Source organism: Streptomyces sp. MK7, from assembly GCF_032658145.1.
Classification (GTDB): Bacteria; Actinomycetota; Actinomycetes; order Streptomycetales; family Streptomycetaceae; genus Streptomyces; species Streptomyces spiralis.
In genome coordinates this window covers 12,069-28,210 of record NZ_JAVACL010000034.1, presented here as the reverse complement: position 1 = coordinate 28,210, position 16,142 = coordinate 12,069, and the positions used below count along the sequence as shown (strand labels likewise).

Annotated in this window: 9 protein-coding genes and 3 pseudogenes; 3 read left to right on the top strand and 9 right to left on the bottom strand. The window is 70.8% G+C overall.

Going from position 1 to position 16,142, the window contains the following annotated elements; all coding sequences use genetic code 11:
• Window positions 1–91: 91 nt before the first annotated feature.
• A complete protein-coding gene (locus tag R2S09_RS29185; RefSeq protein WP_399144943.1) occupies window positions 92–1,324 on the bottom strand; it encodes a family 43 glycosylhydrolase in 1,233 nt (410 codons plus the stop codon).
• Between the two features lie 538 nt (window positions 1,325–1,862).
• Here R2S09_RS29185 and R2S09_RS29180 point away from each other — a divergent pair.
• Both R2S09_RS29180 and R2S09_RS29175 read left to right on the top strand, forming a co-directional pair.
• Window positions 1,863–4,310: a family 43 glycosylhydrolase gene (locus R2S09_RS29180; RefSeq protein ID WP_316744263.1), complete on the top strand. Its 2,448-nt coding sequence runs from the start codon at window positions 1,863–1,865 to the stop codon at window positions 4,308–4,310.
• A gap of 153 nt (window positions 4,311–4,463) precedes the next feature.
• On the top strand, window positions 4,464–5,648 hold the full coding sequence (locus tag R2S09_RS29175) for a hypothetical protein (RefSeq protein WP_306191944.1): 1,185 nt from the start codon (window positions 4,464–4,466) through the stop codon (window positions 5,646–5,648).
• Between the two features lie 549 nt (window positions 5,649–6,197).
• Here the strand turns inward: R2S09_RS29175 and R2S09_RS29170 are convergent.
• The 8 genes and pseudogenes from R2S09_RS29170 to R2S09_RS29135 form a co-directional block, all read right to left on the bottom strand.
• Window positions 6,198–7,556, bottom strand: a pseudogene (locus R2S09_RS29170) (L-serine ammonia-lyase); the annotation flags it as partial.
• A gap of 108 nt (window positions 7,557–7,664) precedes the next feature.
• Window positions 7,665–8,102, bottom strand: coding sequence for a glycine cleavage system protein H (locus tag R2S09_RS29165; RefSeq protein WP_399144923.1), 438 nt, complete (start codon window positions 8,100–8,102; stop codon window positions 7,665–7,667).
• Window positions 8,099–9,280, bottom strand: coding sequence for an FAD-dependent oxidoreductase (locus R2S09_RS29160; RefSeq protein ID WP_316744259.1), 1,182 nt, complete (start codon window positions 9,278–9,280; stop codon window positions 8,099–8,101). The genes R2S09_RS29165 and R2S09_RS29160 overlap by 4 nt, the downstream gene beginning before the upstream one ends.
• Before the next feature lie 240 nt (window positions 9,281–9,520).
• Window positions 9,521–10,347, bottom strand: a pseudogene (locus R2S09_RS29155) (ATP-binding SpoIIE family protein phosphatase); the annotation flags it as partial.
• Between the two features lie 162 nt (window positions 10,348–10,509).
• Window positions 10,510–10,803, bottom strand: a pseudogene (locus R2S09_RS29150) (FAD-dependent oxidoreductase); the annotation flags it as partial.
• A gap of 55 nt (window positions 10,804–10,858) precedes the next feature.
• Window positions 10,859–13,333: an FAD-dependent oxidoreductase gene (locus tag R2S09_RS29145; protein ID WP_316744258.1), complete on the bottom strand. Its 2,475-nt coding sequence runs from the start codon at window positions 13,331–13,333 to the stop codon at window positions 10,859–10,861.
• A gap of 34 nt (window positions 13,334–13,367) precedes the next feature.
• A complete protein-coding gene (locus R2S09_RS29140; RefSeq protein WP_316744257.1) occupies window positions 13,368–14,018 on the bottom strand; it encodes an MBL fold metallo-hydrolase in 651 nt (216 codons plus the stop codon).
• Window positions 14,015–15,100 carry an S-(hydroxymethyl)mycothiol dehydrogenase gene (locus tag R2S09_RS29135; RefSeq protein ID WP_316744255.1) on the bottom strand — a complete coding sequence of 362 codons (1,086 nt, stop codon included), beginning with the start codon at window positions 15,098–15,100 and terminating at the stop codon, window positions 14,015–14,017. Before R2S09_RS29135 ends, R2S09_RS29140 begins: the two co-directional genes overlap by 4 nt.
• Window positions 15,101–15,313: 213 nt before the next feature.
• Here R2S09_RS29135 and R2S09_RS29130 point away from each other — a divergent pair, with 213 nt between their 5' ends.
• Window positions 15,314–16,063: an IclR family transcriptional regulator gene (locus R2S09_RS29130; protein ID WP_316744253.1), complete on the top strand. Its 750-nt coding sequence runs from the start codon at window positions 15,314–15,316 to the stop codon at window positions 16,061–16,063.
• Window positions 16,064–16,142 lie beyond the last annotated feature (79 nt).

The following is a 16,142-nucleotide window of genomic DNA, read 5'->3' as shown; positions in this document are numbered from 1 at the left end:
GATCGGAGCAATCAAGCGGGGACGCGAATCAACAGTCGGTGTGCTGCGCGGGCTGACGCCCCGCACAGGGAGATCGCGTCGCCTTGGGCCTTCACTCGCTGATGGCATGGCCTCGGCTCTGGCGCCGGACGTACAGGCGGTTGCCTTGCGGGCCGGTCCACTCCAGGCGGACGACGCCGGGCACCGCGGCGTCGGCGATGCGTGCCGGGTCGGCCCAGTAGCCGAAGTTCGGGTTGCGGAAGAACGTCGCCCACAGCCGGCCGTCGACGTCCGCGAAGATGTTGTTGTGGCCGGCGCCCACGCCCAGGGTCCAGCGGCGGGAGTACGGGCCCTCGAAGTGGTCGGCGACGGCGACGACCGCGTCGTACTGGTACTGCGTCCGACCGGGGGCGGGCGTGTCGTAGGCGTGGCGGGTGCTGCCGTCGGCGGCCGTCGAGGTGCGGTCCCACGCGGCGTGCAGCAGGTAGTACTTCCCGCCGTGCTTGATGACGTACGCGCCCTCCAGGTAGGGCTCAGGGGTGTAGGGCTGCTGCCGGAACGCCGGGAGTCGCGTCGTCGGGACGATGTCCTCCATGTCGTCCCGGAACCGGGCGTACAAGTTGTTGTGCAGCACCAGCCAGGCGTCGTCGCCCTCGGTGTACATGCTGCCGTCGATGTGAAAACGCGCCCCGGGATCGATGTACGGCGCGTCGGGGAGCGCATCACCGAAGGGCTTGTCGAGGTTGCCCTCGACGAGCCGGTAGGGTCCCTCGACGCCGCCTTCGCTCACCAGCAGGAACGAGCCGACCTTGCGCGCGCGGTCACCCATGCACGCGACGATGTACCAGGTGTCCCGGAAGTAGTGCACCTCCGGCGCCCAGACGTTGCCGCGCTTGCCGAACTGGGCGTCGTACCAGTACTGCTGCCACGGGGCGACGACGGTGCGCCCGGGCCGGTTCTCGTCGGCGAACTCCGGCGACCAGACCTTGCCCTTCTCGGCGCCGGGCCGGATGCCGGTCGTGTCGGCCAGACGCCACGGGCCGCGCAGAGAGCCGGCCGTCCATATGAAGATCCCGTCGTTCCAGGGGCCGGCCGTGTCGAGGCCGGGTACGCGGGTGGTACCGGTGGCTACGTAGAGCGGGCGGCGGCCCGCGATCCTGAAGCAGTTGACGTAGGTGTCGCGCATCCAGACCCGGCCGAGCCCCTCGTCGCGCGGGCGCAGCTCGAGCGGCAGGACGAAGGAATTGTCCTGTCTCGGCCAGAGATCCATGCGGGTGTCCGCGAGGCCGTAGGGCTCGAGGTCGGGCCAGTTCGACGGGTAGCGCCCGCTCGCCGTGCCGTCCATGGGGACCGCGGCCGCGGCCCGCGCCACCACGCCCAGCGATCCGGCCGCACCGGCGAGCCCGGCCGCACCGGCCGTCTTGGCCGCCCCGGCCAACAGCGCCCGTCGGCCGATGGGCGGCCCTTTCTGGGAACCGGTGCTCATCAATCGCACTCTCCTTCATCGTTCCGGACGCCGGCAGCGGCGCACGCGGCAGCTCGGACAGGAAATCCTCTGAATGCACTGAGTCCAGCTTGCGAAGCCTCTCTGATTTTCGTCAACAGGTCGGAGAATTCATCCGGATCGGCCCGGATGAATTCATCCCGGCCGATCCGGGTGATCCGAGGAACCCTGGACGGTTACGGCCGCCGCCGCCATCCGAGCAGGATCCACGCGGCGGATCAGGCGGAGTAGCGGTCCCCGGAGGCTCCAAAACCCGGCTGTTCGTGGGCGTTTCGGTGATTAACCCCATTCCGGCGATGTCCGCATTCCCCGAGCGACGCCCATCACGACTTCTGTTTTGCCGACCCCTTGACGGAAAAATCCGAGATCCGTTGCATGAGTGCGGGGGCGGCTTCGGTCGTTCCTGCCCTCGCTGCGCCCAAGGCGCAGGTTCTTCAATGGGGAGAGAATTGTCATGGGATTGCGAGGAAGGCCGGCGCGGTCGGCAGCGACGGCATTGTCGGTCGGCATATTGCTGGCCGGCGGTCTCGCGGCCGTCGCACCGGCCGACGCGGTGACCGCACACGGAGCCGGATCGCCGTCCGCGACCTACACCAACCCGGTGACCGCCAAAGTGGTGGACACGTTCCCGGATCCGACGATGATCCGGGGCAAGGACGGCTCGTGGTACGCGTACGGAACGACGAACCCGATCTTCAACAGCTCGGGCGAGGAGGGCGAGCACATCCTGCCCGTCCTCCGCTCCGACAACATGGTCGACTGGACGTACGCGGGCGATGTCGTCTCGCCGGACGCCATTCCCTCCTTCTGGCAGAGCAACTCTCGCGCCTGGGCGCCGGACATCCGCTACGTCGACGGCCAGTACCACCTGACGTATGCGCTCTCGACCGGGGGCATCGCGCTGGCAACGGCGCCGACGCCGACAGGTCCGTGGACTCATCAAGGTCTCCTCGTCCCGAGCGCGGCGGTGGCCGGTTGCCCGACGGGGAACATCGACCAGGCGCTGTTCACGGACACAGACGGCACGCACTACCTCTATTGGGGCAGCTACGACGTCATCTGCGTGTCGAAGACGAACGCCGACGCGACCGCACTCACGGGACCTGTCACCCAGGTCGCCCAGGGGCGGCGCATGGAAGGCGCGTTCGTCGTCAGGCACGGCGACTTCTACTACCTCATGTACTCCGACGGCGGATGCTGCGACGGAGCGTTCAGCGGCTACACCGTCAAGGTGGGGCGCAGTCGCAGCCCCTACGGCCCGTTCGAGGACGATGAGGGAACCGATCTGATGAGCCTCTCGAGCAAGGGTGGCTTCGTCCTCGCTCCGAACGGCAACGGGTTCACGGGCGTCGGGCACAACGCGGTCCAGACCGATCTGTCGGGCCAGGACTGGATCGTCTACCACGGGATCTCGAACGCGGACCCCGACTTCCCCCCGGTGCGGTCGCGCGCGGGCGAACTGAAGCTCTCCAAGCGCCCGATGCTGATCGATCGGCTGGACTGGATCGACGGCTGGCCCGTGGCCAACGCGGGCGCGGGTGGAAGCGTTACCGGAGCAGCGGCCCCTGTGACGACCGGACCCGTCGACGACAGCTTCGCCTCAGGACTTGGTGCTTGGGTGTCCCGAGGCCCGGCCGTCGTCGGCGACGAGACGGACTCCGGCCGGTTCGCACATCTGGGTGACGGGGCCACGCTCACGAGCAAGGTGCGTGTCGGGGGCGATCTGCGCGCACGGGCAGACGTGCGGACTTCGGCGGGTGGCACCATCGGGCTCCGTGCCGGCGTCAACGGGCGCAACGGTGCCGTCGCGTGGCTCGACTCCCAAGCCCGCGAGCTCCGCGTCGAAGTCACGCACGGTGACACGACGGTCCGCTCGGCCGCTGAGCTGCCGGCGACGTTCGACGCGAGTACCTGGAAGGTGCTGACGCTCGACTGGGTCGGCGATCACGTCACAGCATCGGTGTCGGAGGACGATCTCATCGATCCGCTGGCGGTGACGACGGCGACGGCACCCAGGAACGCGACTCCGAGCGGCGCGATCGCGGTGAGCGCGCGTCGCGGTGGCGACGTCGACAACGTGAGCGCTGCCGCGGCGGCTCGACGGGTCACCGAACGCGTGCCCGACCCGGTGCCGGGCCGGCTGCTCACGGGGTACTCCGACGACTTCGAAGGATCCGGCATGCCGGGAACGGGTGACCCGGCGTGGTCGTGGGTGCGGCAGCCCGCCACGGGGCCGCGGCTGGAGGGCGGCCGGCTCGTGTGGCCCACCCAGGCCGCCGAGCTGTACACGGGCAGCAATACAGCCTCGGTCCTGCTCCGGGACGCTCCCCGCTCGGACTACCTCGTCGAGACGAAGCTCAGCTTCGACGGTACCCGGGCTTCTCAGCAGGCCGGCCTGGTCCTCTACCAGAACGACGACCGGTACCTGAAGCTGGTGCACTCCCTCCTGCCGCTCAACCGCAAGCCCGGCCGGCTGCTGCACCAGACGGAGTTCGGCAAGGAAGCAGAGCGCCCGACGGCCACTCCGCCGGCCGCCGTGGCGAACGGCCCGATGTTCGGAGCGGCCCCCGCAGAGACGACCTGGCTGCGGTTGTACGTCCGGCATGACGTCGTTCACGACGAGTACGACGTGCGCATGGCATCGAGCACCGACGGTGAACGCTGGGAGTGGGGCGGCACGTGGTCCCTGTCCGACGAGGGTGACCTGCGCATCGGTCTCGTGTCCATGAACACCGGCGGAGCCACCGCGAAGTTCGACTACGTACACACCTACGACATGGCCCGGGCTGCCGGAACCCGAGCTGCTGGAGGCGGGACGAACAGCTGACCCGCGGGCGGACCGCGGGTGGGGCGCCCCGGGCGGTGTCCCACCCGCGGCGTGCCACCGACGAACGCCCCGTCTCAGCAAGCAACCGCATCTGTGCCCAACCGCGGCACCACGGCCGCTCTCTGCAGGACTGCGCCCAGAAGGAGCCACACCATGTCGCGACACCGACGTGTACTGTCCAAGCTCGCCGTCGCCTGCGCCACCACGCTCGTCGTCTCGCTCTCCGGAGGCGGGGCATCGGCCGTGGCCGAACATGACGGCCAGGTCGCGCCTTTGCCCGCGCTGGGGGTGCTGGGGGCGAACTTCAACGAAAACCTCGACCAGCTCAGCTACCCGGAGCTGCGCACGGCGCGCGCCGAGTGGGTCCGGGGGTTCTACGCCCTGCCCGAAGCCGACCAGGTGCCGCCGGCGCGGAGCGGCACGATCGTGGCTCTCCACGACGCACACGCGCGCGGGTTCCACACGGTGCTGAGCCTGAAGTTCCCCCTGGCCGACCGCTCGTTCCCGCAGCCGGGCACGGCAGCCATGGATGCGGAGCTGGCCCGTCTGGACCGGGTGCTGCCGCTGGTGCTGGGCACCGCCGACATCGTCACCATCGGCAACGAGCCGTTCATCGAGAGCATCCCCGCCGAGCGCGATCAGCGACTCAACCGGTTCTACGAGACCGTCGCGCGGCACGTGATCGAGGCGCGGGAACGGCTGTGCGGGTCCGGGTGCCCCACCCACCTGTACATGGGCGCCCTGAACCGGCTGGACATACCGGCCAACCGCACCCCGGCGGTGGAGCGGTACCTCGGATTCGTTCGCGAGACGCCCGAGCTCGAGGGCGTCGACCTGCACCCCCATGTGCCCGACGAGGACGCGATCCAGCCGTTCCTCGACTACACCCTGCCCCGCCTGCGTTCCGACCAGACGTTCCTGGTGACGGAGTTCTCCCTGGTCTGGCACTGGCAGCAGCACATGACCGACCCGATCCCGGCCACGTTCGCGAAGCGGTACCGCTATGCCCCCGACACCCAGGTGTGGCAGGTGATCGGTGACGCGATCGCGCACCCGTTCCCGTCGCGCGAGTGGGACGACCTGCTCGCCGAGAGCCCGTGGTTCGAGTCCGAGAAGCACCTCCTCCGCGACGAGATGGCACGGTTCCGGAGCACGGGCCGGCTCGCCGCCGCGATGTACGGGTTCCGGCAGGTGCCGTCGATGACGGCGGGCTGGAACGCGAACAAGCCGCCGTGGCTGCTCAACAGTGTGTTCGCCACCCTCACGGTCCAGCCCCACGGAGCCGGGTTGTCGGCGCCCGGCTACGCCTGGCTCGACGACTTCCGGAGCCTGCAGTAGCGGGTGCCCCCGGTGGTTCGTGCCCGGGACTCGTCGTCAGTGGCCGTGACATCTGCCCCGAACACGACCTTGTGGCCGCACCCGCCGGTCTGCACCCTGGACGCTCCGTCTTCCCGCGAGACCGTGCGGGTAGCAGGGAACCAGTACACGGCCGTGCGGCGCATGACTCCGCGTGGGTCCTCGGCCCCTGCCGCCCCTGCGGGCCGCAGTGCGGCGGAGGGGTCTGCGGGCACCCTCCGCGGTCAGCCGTCACCGACCGCTTCCCCACCCATTCCCCGGAGCCGTCGTCCCATGACGGTGGGCGCCCTCAGGCACTGGACGCGACCGCCGGCGCCGTGCCCACCGCGCCGTGGTCGAAGAGGAACGCCTTTCAGGACGCTTCCTGAGCCCGTCCACTCCTGCCCTGCTTGCCCGACCTCCGAAAGCACGGGCCGGACCGTTGTCCGGGGCGGTTTGGGAGGCGACGCCTGCGCGAGCGGCGGCAGGCGACCTCCGCGCGTCACTTTGCTTCGGATGTCGTGATGAAGAGCGCACGCCGCCATCATCCACGAGCCCAGAGGTGATCGGCGCCTGAAACTTGACCTTCATGTCGGCGCCGGTCTCCTTCATGGTCTTGATGACCTTGTCGAGGGAGACGTAGTGCCGGCCGTCGCCGCGCAGGGCCATCCGGGCGGCGGTGACCGCCTTCACCGCGGCCATGCCGTTGCGCTCGATGCACGGGATCTGGACCAGGCCGCCGACCGGATCGCAGGTCAGCCCGAGATTGTGCTCCATGCCGATCTCGGCGGCGTTCTCCACCTTCTCCGGGCTGCCGCCCAGCACCTCGGCGAGGCCTCCGGCGGCCATGGAGCAGGCGGAGCCGACCTCGCCCTGGCAGCCGACCTCGGCTCCGGAGATGGAGGCGTTCTCCTTGAAGAGCATGCCGATGGCGCCTGCGGCGAGGAGGAAGCGGACGATGCCGTCCTCGTCGGCGCCGGGGACGAAGTTCAGGTAGTAGTGCAGGACGGCGGGGATGATGCCGGCCGCGCCGTTCGTCGGGGCGGTGACGACCCGGCCGCCGGCGGCGTTCTCCTCGTTCACCGCCATCGCATACACGGTGACCCACTCCATCGCGCGGCCCATCGGGTCGCCCTCGCTGCGCAGTGCCCGGGCCGCCGCCGCGGCCCGCCTGCGGACCTTCAGGCCGCCGGGGAGGATGCCCTCGCGGGACAGGCCGCGGGAGACGCAGCCTTCCATGACCCGCCAGATCTCCAGCAGATTCGCGCGGATCTCCGCCTCGGTGCGCCAGGCCTTCTCGTTCTCCAGCATCAGCGCGGAGATGGACAGGCCGGTTTCGCGGGCGAGCCGCAGCAGTTCGTCACCGGTGCGGAACGGGTGGGGCAGCTCCGTGTCGTCGGCCTTGATCCGGTCGGCGCCCACGGCGTCCTCGTCGACCACGAAGCCGCCGCCGACCGAGTAGTACGTCTTCTCCAGCAGCGGCACGCCGTCGGCGTCGTACGCGAAGAGGATCATGCCGTTGGCGTGGTACGGCAGTAAGCGCCGGCGGTGCAGGACGAGCTGGGTCGGGACGTCGAAGTCGATCTCGTGGGCGGAGCCGATCTCGGCGCCGAGGAGGCGGATCCGGCCGGTGGCACGGATCCGTTCGACGTCCAGGTCGGCCTGGGTGACGTCGACCGTGTGCGGTTCGTTGCCCTCCAGGCCGAGCAGGACGGCCTTGGGGGTGCCGTGGCCGTGGCCGGTGGCGCCGAGGGAGCCGAACAGCTCCGCTCGCACCGCGGTGGTCTGGGCCAGCACGCCGTCCTTCTTCAGCCGGGCGGCGAACATCGCGGCCGCACGCATCGGGCCGACGGTGTGCGAGCTGGACGGGCCGATGCCGATGGAGAACAGGTCGAAGACGCTGATTGCCACGCCATACTCCGTGGGATGGGCGGGCCGTGCCCGGCGGCCCCGGGCACGCCCCTGCGGGAGGGGTGTCGGTTATGGGCAGGGGTCAGGTGCCGGGCAGGCGGAACCCGGTCATCGGCGGACTCCTTGGGCGTGGGCGCAGTGGGCGGCGTAGGCGTCGGCGGTCAGCGCGCCGGCGATGTTCTCGACCCTCAGCCGGAACAGCCAACCACCGGTGTACGGTGCGGAGTTGACGACGCCGGGGTTGCGGGCCAGCGCGGCGTTGACCTCCAGGACCGGGCCGGTGGCGGGGGCGTACAGGGCGCCCGAACCGGCCGAGGACGTGATCTCCCCGCAGATCTGCCCGGCCTCGACCCAGGTGCCGACGTCCGGCAGCCGGAGGTGGACGACGTCGCCGAGGACCTCGGCCGCGAACGCGGTGATGCCGACGGTGGCGTTGCCCTCGTCCACGACGAGCCACTCGTGGTCCCAGGTGTACCGCAGATGCCGCGGAATCTTCATGGCGATCTCCCGGTGGGCGCGCAGGGGGAGTTGACGCGCCGGGCTCATGACCTGGCGGGTACGGCGGCGGGGGTGAGGGTGCGGCGGAGTCGGTTGAACAGCTTCGGCTGGTTCAGGGAGAGCACCGCGACCGGTGAGTCCTCGTGCCGGTAGACGGCGGTGAAGGAACGGCTGTCGAGGTCGCCGTCGACGACCTCCGGCCGGGCGCCGGGAGCGACGTGTCCGGCGAGCTGGATGCGCACCTGGTACTGGTCGGACCAGAAGTACGGCGCGGTGACCGGGGCGGCGGCCGGCACACCCGACAGCAGTGTGCGGGCGGCGGTCGTCCCCTGTTCCGTGGCGTTGCTCCAGTGCTCGATGCGGGCGTGCCGCCCGGTGAACGGGTTGGGACAGCGGGCGACGTCACCGACGGCGACCACGCCCGGGACGGTGGTGGCGCAGCCGGCGTCGCACACCACGCCGTCGTCCACCTGCACGCCGGAGCCGTCGAGCCAGTCGGTGGCGGGCCGCACGCCCACTCCGACCACCACGATGTCGGCGGGGAGCACGCGCCCGTCCGCCAGTCGCACCCCGGTGACCCGGCCCCCGCCGAGGAGTCCCGCCACGCCGATGCCACACAGCAGGCCGACCCCGTGATCACCGTGCAGCGAGGAGCACACCCGCCCCATCTCGCGCCCCAGTTGGCGCTCCAGCGGAACGTCGAGCGCCTCGACGACGGTGACGTGCAGCCCGAGCCGGTGGGCGGTGGACGCCACCTCGGCACCGATGAAGCCGGCGCCGATGACGACGACCCGGGGCAGGCCGCTCAGCAGTTCGTCGCGCAGGGCCTGGGCGTCGTCCAGGGTGCGCAGGGTGTGCACGCCGGCCAGTCCGTCCATGCCGGGGAGCGTCCGCGGAGCGGCACCGGTCGCGATGACGACGCCTTCGGTGCGCACGTGCCGTCCGCCGGCCAGTGTGACGGTCCGGGCCGCGGGGTCGAGCCGCACCGCGCGCTCGCCGAGCAGCCAGTGCACGTCCAGGTCCTCGTATTCGTCCGCGTCGCCGAGTGCGAGCGCGTCGGCGTCGAGGTCTCCCTTGAGGAAGTCCTTGGACAGCGGCGGCCGGTCGTAGGGGGCGTGCCGCTCCTCCCCGACGACGACGATCTCGCCGTCGTAGCCCTGTGTGCGCAGCGCGCGGACCGTGCTCAGGCCTGCCAGTGACGCGCCGACGACGGTGATGCTCCTCATGCGGGCTCTCCGAGGGATGTGGCGCCGTCGGCCGGGCGGTGACTGCCGGTGCGGCGACGGCGTGAGAGGGTGACTGTTCGAATAACTGTCTCGAATGACACAACATCATTCGTTATACGCAACATGCTTTCCGTTGCTCCGGACCGCTGTCAAGGGGACGGGACGCACCAGTCCCCCATGGCGAAGAAAATTGCGCGATGTGCAACACGACCGGGCACAAAAGCAGGTGACGGGCCGATGTCAGAGAGCGGACCCGTCCCACTCCTCGAGCAGGGCGTCGCCCAGGGTTTCGTCCAGGTCGGCCTCGGGGGCCTCCAGGGACTGTTCGCTCCAGATGACCTTGCCTCGGGCGGTGTAGCGGACTCCCCAGCGCCGGGCGTACTGGGCGACGAGGAACAGGCACCAACGCCTTCGTCGGTGGTGGCCGCGCGGCGCATGTGCGGTGACGTGCTGCTGCCGTCGGCGACTTCGCAGATCAGACTGTCCCGGTTGAACAGCAGGCGGAGCTGGATCGGCTCGCTGCCGTGACGGATGGCGTTGGTGACCAGTTCGCTCAGGATGAGTTCGGTCGTGAAGGAGATCTCGTCCAGGCCCCAGGCATCGAGCCGGCGGGCGGCGGCGGCGCGCAGGGAAGCGATGGCGGCGGGATCGGAGGGCACGTCCCAGTCGGCCACCCGGTCCGGGTCCGTGAGCCGGGTGCGGGCCACCAGGAGGGCGATGTCGTCGCTGGGACGGTCGGGCAGCAGCGCGTCGAGCACGGCCTGGCAGTCCTGTTCCGGTGTCCGGTCGGGCCGGCTCAGGGCGCCCGCGAGGAGCCGCAGGCCGGTGTCGAGGTCACGGTCGCGGGTCTCGACGAGTCCGTCGGTGCAGAGAACGAGCCGGGAGCCCTCGGTCAGCTGCAGTTCGGCGGTCTCGACGGGCAGACCGGCACACAGGCCGAGCGGCGGGGAGACGGGCACGTCGGGGAAGGTGACCGTGCCGTCCGGGCTGACGAGGGCGGGGCCCGGATGGCCGGCCCGGGCGACGCAGCAGCGGCCGCTTCCGGGCCTCCTCCGCGCGTCGCTGCAGCAGTCCGCTGGGATCGGCCGACTTCATGGCGGCCGGCGTCCCCGGGGCGTGCGCGAAGGTCTCGGCGCCGACAAGTGAGCGGTTCCGGGCCTCCTGCAGGCTGGAACTGCGGGCCTGCAGCACCAGGGCGACCACCGCGACGACGACGATCAGCACGCCGTGCTGTCCTCACGGCCGATCATGAGGCCGCCGGTCTCGGTGAAGACCTCGCGGCCGGAGTCGACTGCCAGCTTCTCCCACAGTTCACGGGCCCTGAGCAGCAGGGGCACGTAGGCCGGGTCCTCGAAGTAGGCCTGTCGGTAGATGCGGGATCCGCCGTGGCTGGAGCCCTGACCGTGGGCCGGGCCGAAGCGCTCCAGGCCGAGCACGCGCTGACCGCGGGCGGCGAGGTGACAGGCGGCCGCGCTGCCCATCCCGCCCAGGCCGACGACGATCACGTCGTACGTAGAGGCCATGTGTCCATCTCCTGGGAGTGGTGCCGGTGGTGGATTGGTTGTGGCCGGAGCCGGTTCAGCGCCGGATCCGCGACATCTCCGGGTCGAACAGCGGCTCGGCGGCGGTGACGGCCGGGATCTTGGCGCCGAAGTACTCGATCTCCACCGGGGTGCCGGGCCCGGCGTGCTCGGCCGGCAGCCAGGCGTAGGCGATCGGCGCGCCGATCGTGTAGCCGTAGGCGGCGCTGGTGACGTATCCGGCCGGGCGGCCTTCCGCGTATACCGGCTCGTGGCCCATGACGACGGACTGCTGGTCCTGGATCACCAGCGGGACGAGCCGGCGGCCGACCGTGTCCTCGCTGATCCCTTCCAGCGCGGGCTTGCCGGTGAAGTGCGGCTTGGTGCGGCGGACGGCGAAGCCGAGGCCTGCCTCGTAGGGGTTGTGCTCGGTGGTCATGTCATGGCCCCACGAGCGGTAGCCCTTCTCCAGGCGCAGGCTGTCGAAGGCGCTGCGGCCGGCGGCGATGACGCCCAGCTCCTGCCCGGCCTCCCACAGCGTGTCCCACAGCTTGGCGCCGAGGTCGGCGGTGGTGTACAGCTCCCAGCCGAGCTCACCGACGTAGCTGAGCCGCATCGCGGTGACCGGGACGTCGCCGAGGCAGGCCCGCTTGGCCTTGAAGTAGCCGAAGCCCTGGTGCGAGAAGTCGGTGTCGGTCAGCGGCTGTACGAGGTCGCGGGCGCGCGGACCCCACACGCCCAGGCAGCAGGTGCCGGCGGTGATGTCGCGCACCTGCACCGAGCCTCCCCCAGCTACCGCTGGGCGGTGCCCCCACCCGGGCAGGTGCCGGCGCAGCCAGTCCAGGTCGAGGTTGCCGTTGGCGCCGACCTGGAAGCGCTCGGTCTCCAGGCGTGCGATGGTCAGGTCGCTGCGGATGCCTCCGGCCTCGTCGAGCAGCAGGGTGTAGGTGACCGATCCGACCGGCTTGTCCAGCTGGTTGGACGTCAGCACCTGGAGGAAGGCCAGTGCTTCGGGGCCCGTGACCTCCAGACGCTTCAGCGGGGTCATGTCGTACAGGGCCACACGCTCGCGGGTGACGAGGGCCTCGGCGCCGGCGATCGGCGACCAGTAGCGGGACGCCCAGGCGTTCCGGCCCGGGATCAGGGCCACCTCGGGCAGGGAGGCGTTGGCCTCGTACCAGTGCGGCCGTTCCCAGCCGCCGCCCTCCAGGAAGACCGCGCCGAGGGCCTCCTGACGGGCGTGGAAGGGGCTGACCCTGAGGGGGCGCGGGGCCTCGATCGGCTGCAGCGGGTGCAGGATGTCGTACACCTCGACGAAGTTCTGGCAGCTGCGCTCGTGCACGTACGACGGTGCGAGCTGGACCTCCTCGAAGCGGCCCAAGTCGCACTCGTGGACGTCGGTGCTGGGCCGGCCGTGGACCAGCCACTCGGCCATGGCCCTGGCCACGCCCGCCGAGTGGGTGACCCACACCGCCTCCGCCAGCCAGAACCCCTGGACCTCGGGCGACTCCCCTATCAGCGGCATGCCGTCGGGGGTGAAGGAGAAGATGCCGTTGAAGCCCTCATCGATCTTGGTGTCGGCCAGGCACGGGAGCAGGGCGAGGGAGTCGGCCCACGCGCCCTCGAAGTCGGCCTCGGTGAACTGAAGCGAGGACGGCATCTCGGCGTCGCGCGGGTGGGCGACGTCGTCCAGACAGACCGGCATCGGGCGGTGGGCGTAGGAGCCGATACCGATGCGGTCGACGAGCTCGCGGTAGTACAGGCCGGCGTCCTGGTTGCGCAGGATCGGCAGGGACGCCTCGGTGCGCTCGTCGTTGAGCCCCTTGAGCCGTGGGAGGGGGGTGGTCCTGGCGTACTGGTGGGCCAGCGGTACCAGCGGCACCTCCTGCCCGACCATGCGTCCGATCCTCGGGCCCCAGAAGCCGGCGCAGGAGACCACGATGTCCGCCGCGAAGGGCCCCTGGTCGGTGATCACGGCGCTGACCCGGTCCCCGGTCGTCTCGATCCCGGTGACCGTGTGGTGGCCGTGGAACCGGGCGCCGCGGGCCATCGCCAGGCGGGCCTGGGCCTCGCCGGCCCGCACCGCCTTGGCCAGGCCGTCGCTGGGGATGTGGAAGCCGCCGAGGATCCGCTCGGGGTCCAGCAGGGGGTGCAGGGCGGCTGACTCCTCGGGCGACAGCAGGCGGCTGTCCACCCCCCAGGAGGTGAGCCAGCCGTGCCGGCGCCGGATCTCCGCCAGCCGCTCGGGGCTGGTGGCCGCCTCCAGGCCGCCGACCCGCTTGAAGCACCACTGCCCGTCCAGGGTCAGCGAGCTGTACTTCTCGCCCGTGTAGTGCGCGAACTCGGTCATCGTCTTCGACCCGTTGGTCTGGAAGACCAGACCGGGGGCGTGCGAGGTGGATCCGCCCGTGGCGAAGAGCGGGCCCTGCTCCAGTACGGTGACGTCCGTCCAGCCGCGTGCGGTCAGTTCGTCGCTGAGTGCGCACCCGACGATGCCGGCGCCGATGATGACCACCTTCGGCTGTGCCGCCATGGTTTTCCTCCAGGTTGGTGTCGTGGCGGGCGGGTCAGTGCCCCCGGGCGATCCAGGCGTCGAGCCAGGGTGTTTCGGCCCCGATCGAGGTGTCGTCGCCATGGCCGGTGTGCACGGTGGTGTCGGCGGGAAGCGTCAGCAACCGGTCGCGGATGGAGGCGATGATGGTGCCGAAGTCGGAGTAGGACCGGCCGGTGGCGCCGGGGCCGCCTTTGAAGAGGGTGTCGCCGGAGAACACGGCTCCCAGCTCGGGCGCGTACAGGCAGACGGCGCCGGGCGAGTGCCCGGGGGTGTGCAGCACGTGCAGGGCGGTACCGGCGACGGTCAGTTCCTCACCGTCGATCAGTTCCCGGTAGCCGAACTCCCGTGGGGCGTGCGCCGCCTTCCACAGCACCTCGTCGGCCGCGTGCAGCAGGATCGGTGCTCCGGTGCGGGCGGCCAGTTCGGGAGCGGCGTTCACATGGCCGTTGTGGGCGTGGGTGCAGACGACGGCGACCAGGCGCCGTCCCGCGACGGCGGCGGCGACGGCGTCGGCGTCGGCGTCGGCGTCGGCGTCGTGTGCCGCGTCGATCACGATGACCTCGCGGTCGTCGCCGACGAGCCAGACGTTGTTGTCGACCTCCCAGCTGCCTCCGTCGAGTTCGAAGGTTCCGGAGGTGACCAGGTGCTCGATCCGCGCGGTCACAGGACGACCACCGAGCGCAGGACCTCACCGCGGTGCATCTTGGCGAACGCCGCCTCGACCTCGTCCAGGGCGATCGTCTCGCTGACGAACTCCTGGAGGTCGAACCGGCCTTGCAGGTAGAGGTCGATGAGGGCGGGGAAGTCGCGGGAGGGCAGGCAGTCGCCGTACCAGGAGGACTTCAGGGCGCCGCCGCGGCCGAAGACGTCCAGCAGGGGCAGCTCGACGGTCAGCTCGGGGGTGGGTACGCCGACCAGGACGGCGGTGCCGGCCAGGCCGCGGGCATAGAAGGCCTGCCTGTAGGTCTCGGGGCGGCCCACCGCGTCCACGACGACATCGGCGCCGAAACCGCCGGTGAGGCCGCGGACGGCCTCGACGGCGTCGGTCTTGGAGGAGTCGACGGTATCGGTGGCGCCGAACCGCTCGGCCCACTTCAGCTTCCGCTCGTCGACGTCGACGGCGATGATGCGGCTCGCGCCGGCCACCTTGGCGCCGGCGATGGCGGCCATGCCCACGCCGCCGCAGCCGATCACGGCGATCGAGTCGCCGCGGCCGACGCCACCGGTGTTGACCGCGGCGCCGAACCCGGCCATCACGCCGCAGCCGAGCAGACCTGCGGCCGCGGCCGAGGCGGTCGGATCCACCTTGGTGCACTGGCCGGCGGCGACCAGGGTCTTCTCGGCGAAGGCGCCGATGCCCAGGGCCGGGGACAGCGGCGTGCCGTCGGTCAGGGTCATCGGCTGGGTGGCGTTGTGGGTGGCGAAGCAGTACCACAGCTTGCCCTTGCTGCAGGCGCGGCAGTTGCCGCACACGGCACGCCAGTTGAGGACGACGAAGTCGCCGGGCGCGACGTCCGTGACACCCTCGCCGACGGCCTGGACCACACCGGCCGCCTCGTGGCCGAGCAGGAACGGGAACTCGTCGCTGATGCCGCCCTCACGGTAGTGCAGGTCGGTGTGACAGACGCCGCAGGCCTGGACCTGCACCAGCGCCTCTCCCGGGCCGGGGTCCGGCACCAGGACGGTCTCCACCGAGACCGGGGCGCCCTTCTGGTGGGCGACGACGGCGCGTACCTCGTGTGTCACTGCCGATCTCCTCGTTGAGGGGCGGCCGAATGCGGGCTTCGGCCGGTGTTCTTGATGGGGAGGTCCGATCGCTCCGCGGAGCGGTCGACGAGGGAAGAGAGTTGCGATCGGCGGTCACGGAGCCTAGGGAAGGCCGAGATCGAGCCGCCGACAGTTGTTGCGCAATATGCGACTAACTTCGCTATAAGCAACAGTCACACTGTTCCATCCCCGGTGCAGTCGGTGGACCGGGCGGCGGGCATTCTCGAGTTCCTGGGACGTCAGGAAGAGGCGGGTGTCACGGAGATCGCCGTCGAGCTCGGCGTCCACAAGTCGACGGCATCCCGGCTCGCCACCGCCCTGGAACTGCGCGGGCTCATCGAACAGACGGAGGAGCGCGGCAAGTACCGCCTCGGACTGGGCCTGATCCGCCTGGCCGGCGCCGCCTCCGTCCGGCTGGACCTCTCCCGGCAGAGCCGCCCGGTCTGCGAACGACTGGCGGCACGCGTCGCGGAGACCATCAACCTGGCCATCCTGGACCGGGACGCCGTGATCAACATCGACCAGGTGCTCGGCCCCTCGGCCATCACCACGCACAACTGGCTGGGCCGGCGTACACCGCTGCATGCCACCTCCAGCGGCAAGGTGCTGCTGGCGCATCTGCCGGAGCCGGAGCGCGAAAGACGGCTCGCGGCGCCGATGGAGCGCTACACGCCGCACACCGTCACCGACCCCTGCACCCTCCGGGCGCAGCTGACGAGCATCCGCGCGGCCGGCTGCGCCTACAGCGTGGAGGAGCTCGAGAAGGGCCTGAACGCGGTGGCCGCGCCGGTCGTCACCTTCAACGGGCAGACGGTGGCCGCGCTCAGCGCTTCGGGGCCGCCCTTCCGCCTGTCCGTGCAGCGGCTCCGGGAGGTGGCCGCTCTGGTGCGGACCGCGGCCCACGAGATCTCCGGCCGGCTCGGCCATCTCGGCCACCCCTGAGGCGAGTCGTTGCGCATAGCGCATCTCCTCGCACCAAGCAGAACATACCCCTTGACCCGGCGCCGTCCGCACCGGAACC